Genomic DNA, 20,788 nt, shown 5'->3' with positions numbered 1-20,788 from the left:
GACTTCATGATAGACACCATCTTTTCTGTCAAAAATATCCCTGAAATGACCCTGTTTGCGACAGACTCACACCTGAATGACACCTGAAGTGAACCAGAGTGAAACCAATCTTGCGCAGGAACTGGTTTTCCCGCTGTATCCGCTTTCGGCTGACAATCTGGAGAAGTCTGAATCAAACTGGCTGCTGTTTGAATCCAGAATTCCAGCGCAGGCACACAAGTTGAAAAACGCAGCCCACTGATACGCACGGGGGCTGTTTCACTCTACGCGAGGCCATTATAAACCATTCGCTTTAACCACCGGAGATAAACACCGGGCACTGCTGCCGATCGTCTACTTACTGAAGACCTCTTTCACCACGTCAGCATAAAAGACGGAGAACATCAACCAGGCCATCAGCAGGGTGAGCAGCAGGTTCAGTGACTGTCCGCAGACATACAGAATTAACGGCTTGCCCCCTTTGAGGAATTTGGCCAGCTCGCGGAAATTGGTTTCCAGTCCAATGCTCACAAACGCCAGGCAGAAGAACCAGCCACGGAAGACCTTTGACGATTCTTTTACCATCGCGGGGACAATCAGATCTCCTCCCGGCAGATACTTGTACAACACAGAAAATAAAGCGGAAGCGATAATGAATCCCAGCACAAATTTGGGAAAGCGATACCAGATTTCCCATGCGTCCGGCTTGATCTGGGAATCTTCTTTTTTACTTTCGACACAGGTCACCCAGTAGACGGCGACGCCAAAGGCCGTGACACCGATCAGGATGTTCTGAATCATCTTGATCGTCACAGCGACTTGGCCGGCCTCATCTCCCAGGAGTTCACCTGCTGCTGCCACGGCACCGGTCGAGTCGATTGTTCCCCCCATCCAGGCACCCCCCAGAATCGGGTCGATTCCCAGGGCTTCAATGACGATGGGCATCAAGATCATCATCAGCACGGTAAAGCTGAGAGACAGGCCTATCGCAAATGACAGCTCTTCTTTTTTCGCCTTACATGACGCCGCGGTCGCAATGGCCGCCGAGACACCACAGACCGACATGTCGGCGGAGATTACCATGTTCAGCGACTTCGATTCCATCTTCAGCACTTTCTGCCCGAATATATATGTGCTGATTAAAACCACGGGGGTGACCACCCAGGCAACATAAATGCCCGGCAGTCCCAGTGTCAGCAGACGGCTGAATAACACGCTGGCTCCCATGATCACCAGTCCGGTTTTGATATATAGCTCAGTCTTCAGGGCTGGCTTCATCCACTGGGGCGTTCCGATCGTATTACTGATCATTAAACCCAGCATCAATGCCCACAGCGCGTATTCCAGGTTATAACGTTTGACGACATCCTGACCGGTCAGAATGTAGGCCAGTAACGCCAGAAGAAACACACCGATAAAACCCACAGCAAATTTGACGACGGATTGTCCCATGGCTTTGATGGCAATCGCAAAGCCGATCAGACTGACGATCAGTACGATCAGGCTCGGCAGCAGCAGATTCTTTTTCTCTGCGGGAAACAGTGAGACCAGGGGATTCTGATTCCAGGAACCCGGTTTGCCCAGCCATGGCTTCAGCGGGCTGTGCACACTCACTTTTTCTCCGGTTACTTCAGCAGCCTTCAACTGCTCTGAAAAGTCGGCAGGCAGGGAAAGGAAAACTGCCAGGAAGCAGATCAGCAGCAGGCCTCCGCCAATCCAGATCGCCCACCAGTCTTCGGCAGTCTTCATCTCTGACCAGGTTGACCTGCGAGGGGCCGCGACAACGATGTCATCATTCTCTTCTGGAGCAGGGGCAGGTGCGTCGTCTTGCATGATTCTTCTCAATGCCAGTTAGGATAGTGCCAGTTAGAATAGTACGCCGGTTCGGATCGTGTCAGATCATCAAGGCAGGGGGAGGGTGAATTAAGTAACATACCATACTAAAAAAAGCGGCACTCGGAAAGCGTGCCGCCCTGGATCGAGTTACTTCTTTGAATCCAATCTAATGTGCTGCCGTAGAAACCATTTCCCGCTTTTCTGATTTCTCAGCACGCGGTTCATCAACGGCTTCCTTGAGAGCATTCAGCAGAGTTGACTTTGTATACAGGTCACGAATGATAATCGGTTTGTTGGGATTGTTGGCCGGGAAGATGACCGTCAGTGGAATACTGACACTCTGGAATTTATCCAGCCATTCCTTGATGGTGGGAGAATAGTCTGTGTAGTCGGCATACATGGGGACGACGTTGTGTTTCTTGATCATCTCCAGCGTTTCCGGAGTATTCAACGCGAATTTTTCGTTCGTTTTACAGGTCAGGCACCATTCCGCAGAAAAGTCGATCAGAACCGTTTTGTTTTCGGATCTCAGCTTTTGCAGCTCTGCCACGTTGAACGGCACCCAGGGGAGGTCGTTCGTCGATTTCTGGCTCATACTGTAACCAAACAGACCGATACCCGCGGTGAGACAAAGAGCAGCCACTCGAACAACCATTTTCTTCTGACGTGACGAATTATGAGTATAGAGACTGCCAATCATCCACAGGCCGGTTGTAATGCCCAGCAGCATAATCAGCACGGGGATTGTCAGCGATTCATCCAGAAATGAAATGATGAAGATCACTGCACCCATCAGTACGATTCCTGAAAACTCTTTGAAGCGAACCATCCACATGCCCGGTTTCGGCAGATAGTTGATCGCCTTGGGAAAGACACTAAAGACTATATAAGGGGACGCCATTCCCAGGCCCATCACCAGCCAGACCAGGTAGGTGATTCCCGGTGTCTGTTTCACGGACCATGCCAGAACTCCCCCCAGAAACGGTCCACTGCAGGGGGTTGCCAGCAGGGTTGCCAGGATGCCCGTTAAAAATGCGCCGGTCAAACCTTCTTTCTGCTGACCACTGGCGGCGGAGCCGACCATCCCGGGCACGGGAATCTCGAATACGCCCAGCATACTCAGGCCCATCGCATAGACGATGCAGGCCATGATGATGTTGAATTTGGTGCTCTGGAACAGGCCTCCCCAGCCCAGGCCTGCAAAAACGGCCAGCGATGCGAGACCTAAAAAGACTGTGAGTACACCCAGGGAGTAAAAGATGTTTAATGCAAATATGCGTGTGCGACTCTCACCCGCCTGTTGCACGAAGCTCATCACCTTAATCGCGACCACAGGCAGCACACAGGGCATGACGTTGAGAATCAAGCCCCCCAGGAACGCAAAAAACAGGTAAGAGGCAAGAGTCTGATTACCCTCTTCAGATGCGATAATCAGGTCATCATCACTTTCCGGCTCCTTGAGTTCTTCCAGTGACGACATCGCCACCGGCTGTGCGTTGGTCAGACTTCCCAGTTGAAATTCGACAGGCAGCGGCGGGCGGCAGCTCCCTTCGTTACAGATCTGATACTTGAGCTTGCCTTCCACGCCAATTGCTTTCGCATCGGGCAGGCGTTCAAACTCGCGCGTCCAGACCACTTCGTCGTAGTGGGTCCGCTGATTGTACTCGTCGTGTGCCTCCTGTTTCGGTTCCGGGCTGACGGCGAACTTTTTGGAGACAGGCTTTAAGCCTTCCAGTTTGAACAACTCGATATGAGTCGGCAGACCAGCTTGCGTCTTGTCCTGATCGAGTGCGAATGTATGAAAGCCTTTCTCCAGCTTCATCGTAATTTTTAACTGCACCAGTTTTTCCGGACTGGATTCGACCGGCGTCAGGGCAAAACTCAGTTCCACCGGGTCAGGCTTGGAACGTCGTTCTGGAACCACGGTCAGGGAGAGCGGCGCTGTTTCCTGTTTGCCGGTCAGCATCGCACTGAAGGGATGCTGTAACGCAACACAGCGATCGGCGTTACAAACCTGGTAGTCCATCTGTCCGTTGATGATCACCTGAGAATGACTGGTCACATCCTGATTGACTTTATAGCGGCGACTCCAGATGACGTGCTTGGAATATTTTTCGACTTCCTTCATGAACAACGGTTCAAACACGGTCTTGGGAGGATGATCCGCGTTGAAATGCTGATCGATGGCGGTCAGGCCTTTGGCATCGTCAATTTTAAATCGGGTCGCACCGCCGAATGTCGGATTGGTGGAATACGTATAAGCGCCTTCCGGAAGAATGACGGCGATTGACAGGGTGACGGTATCTCCGGCTTTCGCATCCTGTGGTAACAGGCTCACGTTGACTTCTGTTTTCACGCCAGCTTCCGTCGCGGCGGCTTTCTTCTGATCGAAAAAATCAGCCAGATTGTTGTTCTGAGCCTGCAAAGCGAACGGGACGCAGACCAGGGCAGCAAAAACAGTGAGGACAGAAACAGAGGCGGTTATGAGGCGGGGAGTTTTCAAAATGAAACCCTTCCAGAAAACTCAGATTTAAGACGAACGGGCCCGTGAGCCAACTTGTTTAATAATATCGGGTACAGGACTGTTTCCTTCTGTGAAGTAAGTCACAAATCCTGACAGATTCATAGGGATTTTGGAAACGCGAGTCAACACCGGCAGTCATTTCTCTCGCGTCTGCAAACGTAATCTTTCTCAGATTCATATCGTTAAACTGTTGACTGCAAACAGATTCTGGTACCATAAACAACGGACTTCTTTGCATCCGATTGATGCATCGTGTTGTCATATTACATTACCTATTTTAACCCATCAAAGAAATTTGATCAATTGTAGATCCGCAGACATGACAAAACAGGTAATGATATCCGGAATGCTGCTGTTGCTGTTTTCCTCACTGGTAAAAGCAGAAGAACCGCTGGTTGCTCCCAAACCAACTGAACCCGTGAAGGAGATTGATTTTAGGGACCCGATTCCCTTTGGACTGCCTCCTGTCGAATACGGACTCGGCGCACACTCAGATCCCGCATCATTGATGGACCAGTCGCTGGCCGCCCGGACACTGAAGTTGAAACACGATTCGCAGTGGGGATATCTGCGGGACGTTCTGAAAGCGTTGAAAATCCCGGAATCCTCGCAGCTGATGGTCTTTTCCAAGACGGCACTGAATCCACGAATCATCAAGCCGGAAAATCCCCGCGTTGTTTATTTTAACGACGATGTTTATATCGGCTGGGTGCCTGGCGCAGATAAGATGGAATTCGCTTCGGTCGACCCGTTGAAAGGCACCATTTTTTATGAACTCGCCGTCAGGGAATCGAACGAACCTCGGCTGATTCGTTCGGAACGTTGTCTGGCCTGTCATGGCGGCGATTCGAGTCTGCGGGTTCCCGGATTACTCGTCCGCTCGTTTCTCACCGACCAGCACGGCCGACCGATTTCCGGCTACTCTCAGATCTCGCACGACAAACCGCTGGAGAAACGCTGGGGGGGCTGGTATGTCACAGGCACACACGCCGACATGACCCATCTGGGCAATCTCTTCAACAAGGATGTCATCGAAGAAGCAAAGGCTAATCCCGCACTCCGCGCGAATCTCAAACAGATCGATCAGTTTGTGGATACGGCAAAATATCTGAACCCGCATTCCGATCTGGTGGCACATCTCATCTTCGATCATCAGGTCCACGGACATAATCTGATCACCCGTGCCAGTATGGAACAGCAACTGGGGCTTCGATCGGATGTAGAACAACAGCTGGTACGGTATCTGTTGTTCCTCGACGAAGCACCGCTGGCAGGGCCTTTACAGGGGACCACCGACTATCAGACAGCGTTTGAACAGTCAGGAAAACGGGATGCCGGCGGACGTTCTCTGAAAGACTTCGACCTGCAGACAAAACTGTTTCGCTATCGTCTGAGCTATCTGATCTACACCGAAAGTTTCAATAAGATGCCTGCCGCAGCGCGGCGCAGAATTTTGAAGAACATCTACGCGTTTCTGACCGCTCCGGCGGCGGAGCTGGAAGCGTCCTGGGATGTCGATCCGGATGCGTTTCCTGTACAGGAACGTCAGGCGATTCTGCAAATCGTTGCAGAGACGCTGGAGAATCTGCCTGAATTCTGGACAGTTAGTAAATCAAGATAAATAAGCTTCCCACTCACTTTCTGCTGTCCCGCTACAGCGGGATTGCCTTGACCTGCACTCAGGCACTATGATGACAGTCAGGTTCCATCCCTTAACCTGACCTGATTTTGACTCTCCCTGAATTCGATCTACCAACGTAATTATATTTCATTCATCTGAGGTCCCATGCCTTTTTATCATTCGCGTTTGACAGGCCAGCGCCTGCTTCTGTTACTGGTCTGTCTGACGGGACCGGTTTTTGCCAGTTTCACTTCTGTTTCCGCAGCCGAAGAGTTCTCTGGATTGAAAGTCCCGGAAGGTTTTCGTGCCACACTCTATGCTGATGACGATCTGGCTCACGACATCTATTCCATGACGATCGACTCACTGGGACGCGTGGTTGTGTCCGGCCCCGGGTATGTGCGCATTCTGATTGATGCCGATGGAGATGGTGTCGCGGAATCATTCGAGCAGTACGCGGATGGACCTGCTTCCGGTGCCCAGGGAATGTATTTTCTCGGTCGGGATCTGCTCTGCACGGGAGACGCGGGATTGATCCGCTACCGTGATGCCAATGCCGACGATCGCGCGGACGGCAAACCGGATGTCTTTCTGCGGACGCGTACCGGCGGCGAACATAACACGCATTCCATTCAGAGAGGACCTGACGGTTACTGGTACCTGCTGCTCGGAAATACCGCGGGGATCAACGAAAAATACATCACAGCCAAAACGTCACCCGTGAAAAAACCTTACGCGGGAACGCTGATGCGGCTCAGTCCCGATCTGACAAAAGGGGAAGTGCTCGCAGACGGTTTTCGTAATGCGTATGATTTTGCCTTCAATGCCAACGGCGATGTTTTCACTTACGACAGTGATGGCGAACGCGATATCTCACTCCCCTGGTATCGGCCCACGCGCGTGTTTCATGTATTGCCCGGTTCGAATGCAGGCTGGCGCAGTCGCAGCTGGAAACGTCCCGATTTATTTCTCGATATGCCCCCCGCGATCGCCGCCTTTCATCGAGGCTCTCCCACTGGTGTGAGCTGCTATCGGCAGCGTCAGTTCCCGCAGGTCTATCAGGGCGCACTGTTCGTCGCCGACTGGACCTTCGGGCGCGTACATGCGATTCCCATGACAAACTATAACGGCAGTTATGCCAGCGAACCCATTGATTTTATCACAGGCGTCGGTCAGTTCGGCTTTGCACCGACCGATCTGGCTGTCGGCCCCGATGGCTGTCTGTATGTCAGCGTCGGCGGACGTGGCACCCGTGGTTCTGTTTTCAGAATCGAATACACGGGGCCGGTCGAAGCACAGAAACCAGACCTGTCAGAAGAAACCGTCGCGAACAATACGATTCCCGAATCAGAAACATCACCCGCTCTGGAGAGCTGCCTGTCGGCACCGCAGCCACTCAGCAGTTGGTCGCGCGAGAAATGGTTCCCCCTGGTGAAAACGATTGAGCCCGCAGCCTTTTCAAAGGCGGCTCTGAAGCCGGGACGCTCCGAGGCACAACGCGTGCGTGCCATCGAAATCATGACTGAATTGCTGGGTGGGTTACCCGATTCCGTAATTGAGCCACTGTTACAGGACCAGTCGGAACGTGTACGTGCCCGTGTGGCATGGTCGCTTGCTTATCCAGGTCCGTCTGAGCAGAAAACAAAATGGCTGAATGAACTGCTGCAGGATGATTCGCCGCTGGTCGCCCGATTTGCACTGGAAACTCTGCTGCAACTGGGAGATCAGATCGATCAGAGTGAATGTCTCTCCGGTCTGCAGAAAACACTGGGCGCTTCCTCCCGTTATGTCAGACAGTCAGCAGCTCAGGCGACAGCGACATTAAGCGATGAAGATTATAAAACGCTCTCTGATCGCATTGAAGCTTCTGAGGGAGCGGCTTTGATCACGCTGGCGTATGCAAAAATTATTAAGGAGGGGGGCGTTGTGCCACTCGCGGTTCGAACAGGGATCACCGTGTTCGAGGGAGACTACCAGACCGACCTGCGACTGGATGCGTTGCGATTGATTCAGTTGGGACTGGGGGATCTCGGCCCGCCTACCAAAATGGCTGCGGTCTTCGACGGCTATGCAAACGGCGTTGATCTGGCAGAATATGAACGGCAGCTAGACCCGATTCGGATCCGCCTGACGGAAGCGTTTCCCAGCAGCCACGAAGTGCTCGATTATGAACTGGCGCGGACGCTGTCGATGCTCGCGCCTTACAATCCCAGCCTGCTGGATCGTATCCTGGAAAAAATCACCGACGACTCCGATCCGGTGACGGACATTCATTATCTGATTGTCGCGGCACGAATTCCCAGTGACCGCAGTACCGCACAATCGAAAAAAATCGCCAAATCACTGGTCGCCATTGATGAGAAACTGATTCGCTTCAAACTGCCTCAGGATACGAACTGGGACGATCGCTTCAAAGAGCTTTATGCACAGCTGGTAAAAATCGATGCCGACCTGCCCCGCCAGATTGTGGAGCAGCCCGGCTTTGGATTGCCTGGACACGTACTGTTTCTGAGCCAGTTGCCCGGACAGTTCCTGGGAACCGCGATTGCTGCGTTTGAACGAAAAATTGACGCGGATCCGGATTTCCTCTGGTCGAGTGATGTCGTCTTCCTGTTCGGGGAATCGAAGAAACCCGAACATCGGGACATGATTCGTGATCTTTACGACGATTTCGCACTGCAGCCGGCTGTGCTGGCGGTCCTTTCGTCTGCTCCCGAAGAGCAGGATCGCGATAAATTTATCGCCGGGCTGGAGTCATCACAGATCGAAGTATTGGAAGCCTGTGTTACTGCGCTGGAAAAACTGGCGCCTCCCCAGTCGCCGGAAGAAACCGTGCGACTGTTTGCAGCACTGCGGCGGATGGGCAACGATAAGCGAGAACAGAAACTGCAGTCACGGATTGTAACTCTTCTACAGAAATGGACGGGACAGCAGATTGGTGATCCTGCCGATGTCGCCGACCTCACAAAGCAGCGGGCTTTGATTCAGACCTGGGCAGACTGGATGTCCCAACAGTATCCTGAAGTTTATGCCCGAATTCTGAAACTGGGAGGGGAAGAGGCAGCAAAGTTAAACGCGATGCTGGAAACCGTCGACTGGGAAGCCGGCAGCAGCGAACGGGGAGCCGAGCTGTTTAAGAAACGCGCCTGTATTCAATGTCACGGTAACCGCAGTGCCCTGGGGCCTGCGCTCGCGGGTATCGCGAAACGCTTCAGCCGGAAAGATATTTTCACGGCGATTGTCGCGCCCAACCGCGATGTTTCTCCCCGTTATCAGACGACCGTTATCGGCACGGTGGACGGAAAAGTTTATACCGGGCTGGTGGTCTATCGCTCTGTCGATGGCCTGACACTCCGCAATTCCAATAACCAGACGACCCGCATTGAAGCAGACGAAATTGATTTTGAAAGCAAGAAAAGCAGCTCACTGATGCCGGAAGGATTGCTCAAAGATCTGACACCCGCCGACCTGGCTGATCTGAATGCCTATTTACAAAGTCTGTAGATTGAGTACTCTAAGGTCATCGTAACCTGGTATTCACCGTCACTGTTTTCACAGGAGACCCAGCCCGGCGTGTCGACTTCTGATGAACCAGCCAAAAAGAAACGTACGAGAACACTGCCTCCTCCTTACAATGCGCTGGACGGCAAACGCTGGATTCAGAATTCGATCAGTGTCTGGAGTGATATCCGTAAATCGCTGGAGGAAGTCCGACTCAAACATCCTGCGATTTTTCCGGAAATGCTGGTCGAACGACTCATCGAAACGTTTCTCCCACTGCAGGGGGATGTGATCCTCGATCCCTTTGCCGGTTCGGGGAGTACGATTGTCACCGCAGAAAAAATGGGGAAAACCGGGATCGGGCTGGAGCTTTCAGAAGACTATACAGAACTGGCCCGACAACGTCTGACGGCAGTGAGCCTCGAAGCCGAGGAGCAGACGGCATGCCGATCGCGCATCATACATGGATCGGCACTCAGTCTCGCCGAACACGTTTCACCGGAAAGCGTCGACTTATGTATTACTTCACCTCCCTACTGGAATGTTTTGAACCAGCGTCGTTCGGCCGATCATAAGAAAGTCCGTCACTACGGAAACCACGATCAGGATCTGGGGGTGATCGAAGATTACAATGCGTTTCTGGATGAGTTGAACCGCGTTTTTTCCCAGGTTCTGACCGCGTTGAAACCGGGGGCCTACTGCTGTGCGATTGTGATGGACCTGCGCAAACGGAGCCGGTTTTTCCCCTTTCACAGTGATCTGGCCTCCCGTCTGCAGGAGATCGGCTTCCTCTACGATGATCTGATCATCTGGAATCGCCAGGCCGAATATAATAATCTCAGGCCCCTCGGATATCCCTCCGTTTTTCGTGTCAATAAAGTACATGAGTTTATCGTGCTCATGCAAAAGCCGAAGCAATAACCGGCTGCGACAGCGAACTCATATCGGCAGGGATTGCAAATCCGGGATCATTCTCTGTATAACACAACTCTCAGAATCAAATCTCGGTGTGTGTTCCCGACAGGCCAACTTGTTTCCATCCGGAAGCGGCAGGCTGATTGCTCACGGAGACCTGATTGTCCCGCCTTGAGAATCCCGAATATCAGGCTAGGAACAGCATCTCACTTTTGTCATAATAGAATCACAAGAACCGATTTACGCTTCGCATTCAACAAGAGATCATCCCATGCAAACACTCAATTCCATCCTGGTCGGTGTCGATCTGACCCATGCAGATCGGCTTGTCGCTTCCGATCTGAACGAACAGACTGCAGAAGCGGTTGAACGTGCGATCTGGGCCGCCAGCAGGTTTAATGCGAAACTGCTCTTTATAGCTGCCATCGATTTGTCAGCTCATACGAAACATCTGCTTGAAGAAGATAAAAACCATCTGCATAAAAACGTAACGGACGAAGCACATGCCGTCATGCAGACGCTGATTGACCAGGCGAAAGCGCAGGGGGTCGACAGTTCTTCTCAGGTTGCCCTGGGGCCGCCCTGGCGCGAAATCATTCTGGAAGTGATTAAAGACAAACATGACCTGGTCATGGTGGGAACTCGTCCCCATGGATTATCCGGTCGCCTGTTTGGCGGCACGGTCATGAATCTGTTCCGTCAGTGCCCCTGTCCGGTTTATGCTGTGAAGGTGGATGAAGAACCGGATGTTCCCGAGGTCGTTGTTGCCAGCGATATGAGTGAAGTCAGCACGGACATTCTGAACTTCGTCGTCAATGCGGCTCAGGTGGCCGACATGAAGATTCACCTGGTTCACGCGATTGATACGAAACTGGATCAACGCCTGAAAGGGCTCGGAGTGAGTGACGACACACTCAAAAAATGCACCGAAGATATTCTGGACGAAGTCCGGAATGAGCTGAATGAACAACTGGCTCAGACCGACTTCCGCACACTCACCTATGGTGTGCAGGTGCACGTGCTGGAAGGGGCGCCTGAAGTAGCCATTCCTGCCTACATCGCAGAAACAAAAGTCAATCTGCTTGCCATGGGAACCCTGGCCCGGTCAGGACTCAGCGGTTTCTTCATCGGCAATACCGCGGAACGCATGCTGGAAAAAGTCAACTGCTCCGTGCTGGCTTTCAAACCAGCCGACTTTGTTTCACCCGTTGTGCCTGAGTAAGTCGATTTCCCATTTCCGATTTCCTCTCGTCGATATGTAAAATGCTTGTTGACGGAATGCTTGCCTGCGCACCACAATGGAAAGTGATCGCTCCCTGATCGCTGAGACGGGCTGATTGAAACGTCTCAGTTTCCAATTTTCCCAGAGGTGCGTATGGCTGATTCACTGGAAACCTTTCTGGCAGAACATTCGCGATTATCGCGGCGTTACTTTTTGAAACATGGCGTTGCAGCAGCAGCCGGTGTCACCGCGTTGCATCAGCTGCAGGCTGAGGTTCTGTCTCGCGCTCCGGAACTGCAGCAGGCGATCGATCAACTTGAGAGCAACCTCACTATTCAGAAAGCCTTTCGGGACGTCTCGCGCGGCAATCCGAAGCCGCATACATTGAGTGAAGAGAAACGAAAAGAGGTCGGCCTGACGCGGGAAACCTGGTCTCTGGAAGTCATCAGTGATCCGGATAATAAAGCCCGGCTGGGAAACCCCCTTTCGAAAGCGACTGGCAACGCGCTCGACTTCAATTCACTGCTGAAACTGGGAGAACAGCATGCAGTCCGGTTTTCCAAGGTAATGACCTGCCTGAATATCCGGGACCCGCTGGGCACAGGCATCTGGGAAGGGGTTCCCTTACGGGAGATTCTCTGGTTGACGAAGCCGCGTGACAATATCCGCCGCGTGTTTTTTAACGGCTATCATAACGACGATCCCAAACAGATATTTCAAAGCTCGCTGCCCATCGATCGTGTTCTGGAAGACCCACCAGGGCTGCCCCCCGTGATTCTCTGTTATAAACTGAATGGTCAATGGCTGAATCCTGAACGGGGCGCGCCCGTGCGGATCGTGGTTCCTGAGTCGTACGGCTTCAAAAATGTAAAGTGGCTGACCCACGTTTACTTTTCCAATCTGTTTCACGCGAATGATACTTACGCCAACGGCAACAATGATATCGACAGCACGCTGAAAACGTATGCATCTACGCTCTCCTTTCCGAAACAGGTTAAGCCGCTGCAGCCGATTCCGGTCACCGGCTATGCCCAGTCGGGTACATCAGGGCTCGCGAAAGTACAGGTCTGGATGCAAAAGAATGGCGACAGTTTACCCGAGGATGACAGCTTCTTCACGACCGCGCCCTGGGTTGATGCCGAAATTCTCTCGGCACCTGCGTCAGATCATTGGGGCGGGGATCTGCCGGAAAACAGAATTCCCAACGATACCATCGGCTTCGACAATAAAACCGGCCAACCTCACGTCTGGCCGATGCCTTTAATGAAAGCCCACTGGGCGATTCTGTTGCCCGGGCTGCCTGCAGGGAAATACACGCTCCGCTGCCGCACGATCGACGCCAATGGCAAAGCCCAGCCTCTGCCGCGTCCGTTCCGAAAGTCGGGACATGTAGCCATCGAAAAGAAAGAGATTGAGGTCACAGCTTGAGAAGTGGACTGTTTATTTTTCGTTCAGAAAAAATGAAAACGTGCCTCTAAATTGCGTTTGATGCTATCTTCTCGATGAAAAAAATGGCACCATAAAATAAGCTAGAATCAAAGTCACGTCTCACATCCGACCGGAGTTCGTATCCATGCCGGTGTTTTTAATCAGTGGAAACAATGAAAACGGCAAGCGGGAAACGCGGCGTGTCGAAGCAGATAATTCTCAGGACGCGGTCCGCGAGTGTGAAGAGCAGGGGCTGACGGAGATTGTGCTGCATAACGATGATGCATTTGCAGCAGCGACGGATCTGTTCGGACCGCAACCGGATGTCGATCAAAACCTGACAGCCGCTGATCTGGTTGAGATGCAGTATCTGACCAACTTTCAGTTATTCCTGTTTTATCTTCGCAAAAGTTACTGGCAGCTGCGCTGGGTGATTCCCGTCTTGATCTTAATCGCCGTATATCGCTGGGATCAGGTTTCCGGGCCGGATGAGACGGATTACATCATGCTGGGGTTTCTTCTGCTGCCGATTCCCATCTGTTTCTGGAATGCCTACTATTCGCTCGGCCGCAAATATGACAGGTTGATCTACGAATTTTCCTGGGGCAACTGGGAAGAAGTACTTCATCAGGTGGCGCGACTGCGCGGCAAGATTCCGGACTTCGAACTTTCGGCTCGCGCCGCCGTCGCGCTGGCGGCACTGGATCGCTTTGATGAAGCGTTAGCTCAGATGGAGCCCTATGAAGAGTCGGACGAGGTTCCCCGCTGGATGTATCTGGGACGTCTGTCGGAACTTTATGAGGTAACCAAAGATTATGACACCGTCATCGAATGCATGCGACAGGCTTATGAGATCGCTCCCGAGAATCCGACTGTTATCATTGATTACGCCTATGCGCTGACGAAAACCAACCGGGACAGCCCTCTGGCAGCCGAGTTGATTGCGGATGCGGAAGAGCTGCATTTAAATGACCTGGTGGCGCTGTTGCTAAAGTATTTCAAAGGCGTACTCGAACTGAATTTTCGTAATTACCGGGCTGCAGAAGCGTTGTTTCGTCAATGCGAAGCCGAACTGGTTCCCCTCGCCGTCAACCAGGCACTGCTGCAGCAGATCGTCGATTTGAATCGTGGCTATCTGGCGGTCACCCTGGCAGAGCTTGAAGAAAAAGAGGAAGCCGAACGACTCTACCAGCTCTCCCTGCCACGCCTGCAGGCACTGGACTGCGAACTGATTATGGATCGCTATGCGGATGCCATGCGGAAATAAAATTAATGGAACTGGATTATTAATCATGCTGATCGAAACAGATTACCCACCAATCAGATTATCTCAGGCCTGGCCACCTGTGATCTCGCCGCCTCCTCCACCTGCGCACAGGGAGCACAGGTTCAAACGCATTCCGTTGGTTGGCTGGGTATTGGCTGGGATTCTTGCAAGTTCTCGCAGAAGATCTCATGCACGGCAGGAATTAGCAATTGTAGAGAAGGAAATTGTTGATCAGCTCGAAGCGCGCGGACAGATTGATAACTGGGTGAAGAAAAATAACTGGTTCAATACACCTGAAAAACAACAGATTGCGCTCATCATTTCAGAAGCAATCGGCCTGGAAAAACCGCTTGAAGAGCCACCTCCCCTGCATCCGGAAGACCCGTTTGGCCCCCTGTTCTGGGGACCGTTCGACGATTTAACTCCATTGATAGTGGGACTGGAAATTCAAAAAAAATGGAATATCCATGTACCCCGCGAATCAATTTCCCTGGCCTGGGAGGGAGACTGGACGCTCCTTCAATTTATCGAATACTGCGAAAACTGTATTAACGACAATTAAGCCAGATCCAGACTGTGTCCAGTTTGACTGTAGCGTCTCCAGGCCCATTTGGCTCGAGTATATTAGATTGTCAGATGCTATGGTTAAATGTGATGCGCTCTAGAATCCTCTTATTTCTCACTGGTCTGTTATTGCATCTGTTCGCGATGTGCTGATTGCGGCAGGATATCTGTACGGAAGGAATTTCGGAAACTCAGGTGTCCGTAGAAACGCGATCCCGGGTTCGATCACGGAGAAACACTTCAGTTACTCTATCGAAATAACATTCCCAGCCCGAAACCGATACTGAAATGGACAAGCATGAAGATGCCACCAATGATAAAGGAACGTTTGATTTCAATCCCGAATAAGGCAGAAACAAGTACGCCCACCAACGCGGCCCCGATAGCAGCTGCGACTACGATTCCAGAAAGTCCGATGGCCATCCCCAGTCCATAGACCAGCAGACTGGTTCCGATCGCGGCACCCAGAGAAACCAGTACAGCAGTCAATAAACTGACATCAGCGTCATCCATAATTTTGAGAATGAGAATCAGGGCAACAGCATCCAGTAAGACAAGAATCATGGCAATCTTTTTCTTTGAACAATGACAGGTGGAACATTTGCTGAAGGTGTATTCAAACAGTTAGACTGAACGCCTGACTGCATGTTGAGGGGTCCGTTCTCTGAAGTCAATCATCAAAAGGTCGTTTTCATGGGATGTGCCGGGACTTGAAAGAGTAACCCGTTTTGATTTCGGGTTGCAAAATCACCGCTTGACAAAAAACTAAAGGATTAGTAAAAATCGGTTTTCGAGTGATTTCACTCGACAGAAAAGGATTTTGACGCATGAATCAGGGACCGATCAGCAGCAGGAACTGCAAGCACCGCCATTATTCCCGTTATCCAGGCAGGGGTTGGGGAGTGCGCGGGCAGAATCGTGCGGGGTTTACGGTCCTCGAATTACTGGTCACCTTTGGCATCATAACGACTCTGGTCAGCCTGATACTGCCTGCAGTCAACTCAGCCCGCGAAGCCGCCCGCCAGCTGCAATGTAAAAATCAGCTTAAACAACTCGGCCTGGCGTTGCATTCTTATCACGACAGTTACCGTTGTTTGCCGGCCGGCTGGCAATGGGAGCAGACAAATCATTCGGCGTATGGCTGGGCTGTTCCGTTGTTACCCTACCTGGAACAGCGGGCGATTTACGAACAGATTGATCGCAATCAGGTGTTGTCGCATGTTTCCAATACAGCTGCCCGCGAAACTGTCATCGTGAATTTTCTGTGTCCGTCTGATATCGTTGATCCGACTTTCATGTTATATCAGGAACACGCATTATCCGTTTCCCAGACTCCGATTATCAAGCTGCCGACAGCCAGTTATGTCGGTGTATTCGGAACCCTGGAAGCCGATGACAGCATTCCGGCTCCTCCTGGGGACGGGACCTTTCGTGAATCGGTGTCGGTTTCATTTCGTCAACTGCAGCGTGGTTTGACTCAAACCATCATCGTGGGGGAACGAACCATGTCCATGGTCCCTTCAACCTGGCTGGGTGTCGATTCACTCGGAGAAGATGCTGCCTGCCGCCTGGTGGGAAGTGCGTTGACAAACCCAAACTGTAAAGTCTGTGATGAATGTGAATTTTCCAGCCGTCATCCGGGCGGAGTTAACTTTCTCTGGGCAGACGGCCATGTCAGTCTGCTTTCAGATTCACTTGATACGAATACCTACCAGCAACTTTCGCGCAGAATGGCGCAATAAAAAAACAAATTGAAAAAGCGTATACCCGCCAACGCCATGATCGACTTCGAACGGGATGACCGGTCTGAAGTGGAATCAACAGAAAGGAAATGTGGAATGCCCAAACTTCATCTGACCAAATGTGAATTGGAAGTGATGGATGTTGTCTGGCAAAAGGGCCGTGCAACGGTTCAGGATGTTGTAGATTCACTGGAACGTCCCCTGGCTTACACGACCGTGATGACGACCCTGAAAATCCTGGATGAACAGCGCGATGTCGTCCGCCGCAGGAAAGAGGGACGTGCTTATGTTTACGAACCCGTTGTTTCCCGCGAAGAGATCAGCAGCAGTATGGCCGCCGATCTGACGCAGCGACTGTTTGGCGGTTCCGTCAAATCATTCGTACTCAGTCTCGTGGAAAGTGATTCGATGTCGCAATCTGACATTGAAGAATTGAAACAGGCGATTGAGTCTCTGGAGAAAGAAGCATGACATCCACGCAGTTTCTGGAACTCGCGGTTTCTCTATCAGTCCAGGTGTCAATCGTGATCATCGTTGCCCACTGGCTGGGGAAGCTGGTCAACAGCGAACGTCTGCAGTGCCGTCTCTGGACGGTCTGTTATGTGGTCGTGCTGATGTTGATCTTTGTGGCGGTTCTGCTTCCCCATCCGCGATTTTTTCAGCCCTGGGCATCTGTTGATTCACAGAATGCCTCTACGATCGTCAGTATTGAAATGCAGGCGGGGCGCGTTCTGTTTTTTATCTGGCTGGCGGGAACCACAATGTCCCTGCTCGTGTTCATGTATCGGGCATTTCAGGTCAATCAGTTTCTGAAAACCTGTCAGAGTGTCGATCCGCAACAGTATGAATTTGCGGACAATCTCCAGTTGTTGAACGGGGATCATGTCAGTCATCCCAAATCCAGGGTCAGACTCTTATCCAGCAATCGTCTGAAAACGCCATTCTGTTCTCAGTTTCATCGACCTTACATCGTGGTGCCGGAATATTTACTGGAATTCGAAACGCACAAAATCAATTTCATTCTGCGTCACGAACTTGAACATCTGAAAACAGGACATCCACTGCAGTTATTCCTGCAGCGTGTGGTGGAAACCATTTTCTGGTTTCATCCGATGGTCTGGTGGGCCTCGCAGGAATCATCGCTCACACGTGAATTTGCCTGCGACGAAGCTGCCATTGATTCGCCTCAGGAAATTGCGCAATACCTGCGAACCTTGCTCACGATTATTGAGTATGGCGCGTCTCAGCAAGATGAGTCACCCACACCACTGGCATTCGGTCGCGGGAAAAGCATCATTGCGCATCGTGCCCGTCGATTAACGGAGATTGCCAGAAATCATCGGATCTCGCGCCCTTTTGAAATCTCCGGACTGAAGGCATGTTGCAGCCTCGTATTCACTGCAGTTTTGATCGGGATGATCTGGCTGCCCGTTGATGTACTCGCTTCACCCCGTGCCAACTGGTCTCCCTGGCCCACCTGGACAGCTGGTGCCTTACATGACTTTGGTTTTTCCCCCAACGATTTCGACGTCTACAGCCGCCATACCGAACTGCACGAACTGCTGATTGAGCGGGAACCGTTAACAGTCCGCAACAGCCCACAGCAGGTTCCTCTGCGCGAATGAGAAAAAAATTTATCGGAAACTACTAAAGGATTAGGAAGACGTGTCCGCCAGAAATGCCGGGCAGGGTGTCGTTTCATAAAGTGTAAAAATTTTTAACCTTAATTACTAAAAAATTCGGAATTCAACCTGCTGATTTCATGGATGAGATTATAAAAGGGGTGATTATTTATGTCTAAGTTAGTTTTACCTGCAGAAACAGCGTTAAATCTGTCAGGCAACAAAGCAGAGGAAACAGACGGATCAGCGGAAGGAGTCGGAACGGATTCCGGTCTACTGGCAGCGCTTCAAAATATCGGAGCATCCTTTCATCACTGGTCGGGACGTTATTCCGTCCTGGTAACGATCTTTGCAATGACACTTGCCTATTTACTCTTATTGCGAACTGTGATGGTGATTACCTATACCAGTCTGGATAAGGTGACGCTCTGGCAGGAACTGCAGCTGTTTTTCGTGGGATTCCAGTATGATGTGCTGGTAGCGCTCTGTTTTGTGATCCCCCAGTTAATTCACATCACGCTGCTGTCAGAACAGAGACTGCAGGGAAGGATCAATCGCCTGCTGCTGGATCTGACCTGGATCATCGCTTTTCTGTTTCTCCCGTTTTTCTGTATCGCGGAATATGTATTCTTTGACGAATTTCAGTCGCGGCTGAATTACATCGCCTTTGAATACATCGTGTATCCCACGGAAGTCTGCTGCAACATCTGGGAATCCTACCCGTTGATCGAGTTAATAGCGGTGGTGGGCCTGTGTGGTTTCAGCAGCTGGATACTGTTACGCAAGAATTTCCATTCACGGGTCTCAACCTCCATGCACTGGCAGAAACGTTATGGCATCTTCTTCAGCTGCCTGACTGTGATTGCAATCCTCTGGTCATCCACGAGTGCCGAAAGTCGACAGGTCTCACGGGATCGTGTTGCCAATGAATGTTCCTGGAACGGCTTATACAGCTTTGTGTATTACGCCTGGACCTGCCACTTCGACTACAACAAAAATTACATGACGATTGCTGATGCGGAAGTCAAACAGAGATTAAGACAACAGATTGTCACTGACGGCCATGATCTCAAACCGTCTTCGAATAATCCCGTTGACCGCGTCGTCCATACTGGGCAACCTGAGCAGGATTATAATGTCGTTTTAATTCTGGAAGAGAGCCTGGGGTCTGACTTCATCGGAGTGCTGGGAGATAAGCGGGGACTGACTCCCCACTTCGATGAATTGACGAAGCAGGGGCTGCTGTTCGATAACTTTTACGCCACCGGTAACCGGACCGCGAGAGCCCTGGAAGCGGTGATGACGTCCATGCCTCCTATTCCTACCGAATCGATCCTCAAGCGGGATCACTCAGAGCATGTCTTCACACTGGCAAATGTGCTCGCCGGTCGAGGCTATGAGAGACTGTTCATGACAGGCGGACGCGGGTTATTTGATGGCGTACGATCTTTCATGAAGGCCAATGGCTTCAACCATTTTGTCGAACAGTCAGATTTTCATGATTCCATTTTTGCGAATGCCTGGGGAGTCAGCGATGAGGACCTGTTTCGCAAGGCGCTGACAGAGCTGGATGGCCTGGAAAAGACCGGACGACCGTTTTTTGCCACGATTCTCACTGTCTCCAATCATCGGCCTTATACCTACCCGGAAGGCCGTATCCCGGAACAGGAGCAGACGCGCGAAAACGCAGTGAAATATGCAGACTGGGCACTCGGTTATTTTTTGCGGGAAGCACAATCGCATGATTTCTATAAGAACACCATTTTTGTCGTGATGGGAGACCATGGAGCCCGGGTATCCGGCAGCCAGCTGTTTCCCATGAGCTCTTACCGGGTGCCGGTCCTGATGATTCAACCAGGTGGGAAACCCGTAGGGATGCGTTGCAGCACACTGGCCTGTTCGCTTGATATCGCGCCAACCATCATGGGACGGCTGGGCAGCGATTATCGATCGGTCTTCTTTGGTTATGATGTCCTGCAGACAGACCCGCAGAAGGGACGGGCTATCATGCAGCATAACCATGATGTCGCATTACTCGATTCCCAAAATCGCATGGTCGTGCTGGGGTTCGGGAAGTCATCAGAAGGCTTTCAGCTGGATCGAGCCACTCATCAACTCAATCAACAGAAAATTCCCGATCAGGAGATGTTGCACAATACCGTGGCATTTTTCCAGGCGGCGTTTGAACTGTATTATTCCGACCGCTGGTATCCCGATCCACAAAATAGCCCATCGAAAGATCAAGAGATTTAACAAGCTCTATGGAATTCCTGGTGCGAAGTGAAACGTGTACTCCTGAGTGTTGTTGCTTGCTGCCACAACTTCGTTTCACTCGCACCTTAATTTGAGCGCCTGTAGGTGCTCTTCACTTTACACTCTCCCCCTCTCATCTCACTTCGCTCAACACTTCTACTTACTTTTCTGCTTCTCTCTGTCAAAAATATTCGATGAAACTATTTCTGTCACGGAAATTACAGACAAACTGCGCTGGCAGTCCAAACTCAGTACGTCTCCTGCTGATGTCACTGTTTCTGCTTGCGCTGTCTGTGTTGACGGGCTGTGTTTCG

General features: G+C 51.5%; 15 protein-coding genes. 12 read left to right on the top strand and 3 right to left on the bottom strand.

Annotated features, from left to right (window positions below; genetic code table 11):
* Positions 1 to 76 precede the first annotated feature (76 nt).
* The gene (locus ACN0YN_RS15875; RefSeq protein WP_417385999.1) at positions 77 to 241 is read left to right on the top strand and encodes a hypothetical protein; all 165 of its coding nucleotides are present in this window, start codon (positions 77 to 79) and stop codon (positions 239 to 241) included.
* A 92-nt stretch (positions 242 to 333) separates the two neighbouring features.
* Here the strand turns inward: ACN0YN_RS15875 and ACN0YN_RS15870 are convergent, their stop codons facing one another.
* A complete protein-coding gene (locus ACN0YN_RS15870; protein WP_417385998.1) occupies positions 334 to 1,812 on the bottom strand; it encodes a YeiH family protein in 1,479 nt (492 codons plus the stop codon).
* 169 nt (positions 1,813 to 1,981) lie between these two features.
* Positions 1,982 to 4,318 carry a protein-disulfide reductase DsbD family protein gene (locus tag ACN0YN_RS15865; RefSeq protein ID WP_417385997.1) on the bottom strand — a complete coding sequence of 779 codons (2,337 nt, stop codon included), beginning with the start codon at positions 4,316 to 4,318 and terminating at the stop codon, positions 1,982 to 1,984.
* Positions 4,319 to 4,658: 340 nt separating this feature from the next.
* Here ACN0YN_RS15865 and ACN0YN_RS15860 point away from each other — a divergent pair, with 340 nt between their 5' ends.
* The 7 genes from ACN0YN_RS15860 to ACN0YN_RS15830 all read left to right on the top strand — a co-directional run bounded on the left by ACN0YN_RS15860 (position 4,659) and on the right by ACN0YN_RS15830 (position 14,855).
* Positions 4,659 to 5,960: a hypothetical protein gene (locus ACN0YN_RS15860; RefSeq protein ID WP_417385996.1), complete on the top strand. Its 1,302-nt coding sequence runs from the start codon at positions 4,659 to 4,661 to the stop codon at positions 5,958 to 5,960.
* A 165-nt stretch (positions 5,961 to 6,125) separates the two neighbouring features.
* The gene (locus ACN0YN_RS15855) at positions 6,126 to 9,464 is read left to right on the top strand and encodes a HEAT repeat domain-containing protein (protein WP_417385995.1); all 3,339 of its coding nucleotides are present in this window, start codon (positions 6,126 to 6,128) and stop codon (positions 9,462 to 9,464) included.
* A 69-nt stretch (positions 9,465 to 9,533) separates the two neighbouring features.
* Positions 9,534 to 10,382, top strand: a complete 849-nt coding sequence (locus tag ACN0YN_RS15850; protein ID WP_417385994.1) for a DNA methyltransferase — start codon at positions 9,534 to 9,536, stop codon at positions 10,380 to 10,382.
* Between the two features lie 265 nt (positions 10,383 to 10,647).
* Complete coding sequence (locus tag ACN0YN_RS15845; RefSeq protein ID WP_417385993.1) at positions 10,648 to 11,598, top strand: universal stress protein; 951 nt, start codon at positions 10,648 to 10,650, stop codon at positions 11,596 to 11,598.
* 153 nt (positions 11,599 to 11,751) lie between these two features.
* A complete protein-coding gene (locus ACN0YN_RS15840) occupies positions 11,752 to 13,026 on the top strand; it encodes a molybdopterin-dependent oxidoreductase (RefSeq protein ID WP_417385992.1) in 1,275 nt (424 codons plus the stop codon).
* A gap of 145 nt (positions 13,027 to 13,171) precedes the next feature.
* Complete coding sequence (locus ACN0YN_RS15835) at positions 13,172 to 14,293, top strand: tetratricopeptide repeat protein (RefSeq protein ID WP_417385991.1); 1,122 nt, start codon at positions 13,172 to 13,174, stop codon at positions 14,291 to 14,293.
* 25 nt (positions 14,294 to 14,318) lie between these two features.
* A complete protein-coding gene (locus ACN0YN_RS15830) occupies positions 14,319 to 14,855 on the top strand; it encodes a hypothetical protein (protein ID WP_417385990.1) in 537 nt (178 codons plus the stop codon).
* Between the two features lie 251 nt (positions 14,856 to 15,106).
* On the opposite strand, the gene ACN0YN_RS15825 is transcribed toward ACN0YN_RS15830, so the two are convergent.
* Positions 15,107 to 15,421 (bottom strand): hypothetical protein, encoded by a 315-nt coding sequence (locus ACN0YN_RS15825; protein ID WP_417385989.1) that lies wholly within the window; start codon positions 15,419 to 15,421, stop codon positions 15,107 to 15,109.
* A gap of 263 nt (positions 15,422 to 15,684) precedes the next feature.
* On the opposite strand from ACN0YN_RS15825, the gene ACN0YN_RS15820 reads away from it, so the two are divergent.
* The 4 genes from ACN0YN_RS15820 (at position 15,685) to ACN0YN_RS15805 (ending at position 20,474) form a co-directional block, all read left to right on the top strand.
* Positions 15,685 to 16,599, top strand: coding sequence for a DUF1559 domain-containing protein (locus ACN0YN_RS15820; RefSeq protein WP_417385988.1), 915 nt, complete (start codon positions 15,685 to 15,687; stop codon positions 16,597 to 16,599).
* A gap of 96 nt (positions 16,600 to 16,695) precedes the next feature.
* Entirely contained in the window at positions 16,696 to 17,070 is a 375-nt protein-coding gene (locus ACN0YN_RS15815) for a BlaI/MecI/CopY family transcriptional regulator (protein ID WP_417385987.1), read from the top strand.
* A complete protein-coding gene (locus ACN0YN_RS15810) occupies positions 17,067 to 18,224 on the top strand; it encodes a M56 family metallopeptidase (protein WP_417385986.1) in 1,158 nt (385 codons plus the stop codon). Before ACN0YN_RS15815 ends, ACN0YN_RS15810 begins: the two co-directional genes overlap by 4 nt.
* Positions 18,225 to 18,392: 168 nt before the next feature.
* The gene (locus tag ACN0YN_RS15805) at positions 18,393 to 20,474 is read left to right on the top strand and encodes an LTA synthase family protein (RefSeq protein ID WP_417385985.1); all 2,082 of its coding nucleotides are present in this window, start codon (positions 18,393 to 18,395) and stop codon (positions 20,472 to 20,474) included.
* Positions 20,475 to 20,788: the final 314 nt, after the last annotated feature.

The organism is Gimesia sp., from assembly GCF_048260065.1.
Taxonomy (GTDB): Bacteria; Planctomycetota; Planctomycetia; order Planctomycetales; family Planctomycetaceae; genus Gimesia.
This window is presented reverse-complemented; position numbering and strand designations above follow the sequence as displayed.

Coding starts and splice junctions, on each gene's coding strand:
- ACN0YN_RS15875 (WP_417385999.1), top strand. CDS start 77: ATGACACCTGAAGTGAACCAGAGTGAAACCAATCTTGCGCAGGAACTG.
- ACN0YN_RS15870 (WP_417385998.1), bottom strand. CDS start 1,812: ATGCAAGACGACGCACCTGCCCCTGCTCCAGAAGAGAATGATGACATC.
- ACN0YN_RS15860 (WP_417385996.1), top strand. CDS start 4,659: ATGACAAAACAGGTAATGATATCCGGAATGCTGCTGTTGCTGTTTTCC.
- ACN0YN_RS15855 (WP_417385995.1), top strand. CDS start 6,126: ATGCCTTTTTATCATTCGCGTTTGACAGGCCAGCGCCTGCTTCTGTTA.
- ACN0YN_RS15845 (WP_417385993.1), top strand. CDS start 10,648: ATGCAAACACTCAATTCCATCCTGGTCGGTGTCGATCTGACCCATGCA.
- ACN0YN_RS15840 (WP_417385992.1), top strand. CDS start 11,752: ATGGCTGATTCACTGGAAACCTTTCTGGCAGAACATTCGCGATTATCG.
- ACN0YN_RS15835 (WP_417385991.1), top strand. CDS start 13,172: ATGCCGGTGTTTTTAATCAGTGGAAACAATGAAAACGGCAAGCGGGAA.
- ACN0YN_RS15830 (WP_417385990.1), top strand. CDS start 14,319: ATGCTGATCGAAACAGATTACCCACCAATCAGATTATCTCAGGCCTGG.
- ACN0YN_RS15825 (WP_417385989.1), bottom strand. CDS start 15,421: ATGATTCTTGTCTTACTGGATGCTGTTGCCCTGATTCTCATTCTCAAA.
- ACN0YN_RS15820 (WP_417385988.1), top strand. CDS start 15,685: ATGAATCAGGGACCGATCAGCAGCAGGAACTGCAAGCACCGCCATTAT.
- ACN0YN_RS15815 (WP_417385987.1), top strand. CDS start 16,696: ATGCCCAAACTTCATCTGACCAAATGTGAATTGGAAGTGATGGATGTT.
- ACN0YN_RS15810 (WP_417385986.1), top strand. CDS start 17,067: ATGACATCCACGCAGTTTCTGGAACTCGCGGTTTCTCTATCAGTCCAG.
- ACN0YN_RS15805 (WP_417385985.1), top strand. CDS start 18,393: ATGTCTAAGTTAGTTTTACCTGCAGAAACAGCGTTAAATCTGTCAGGC.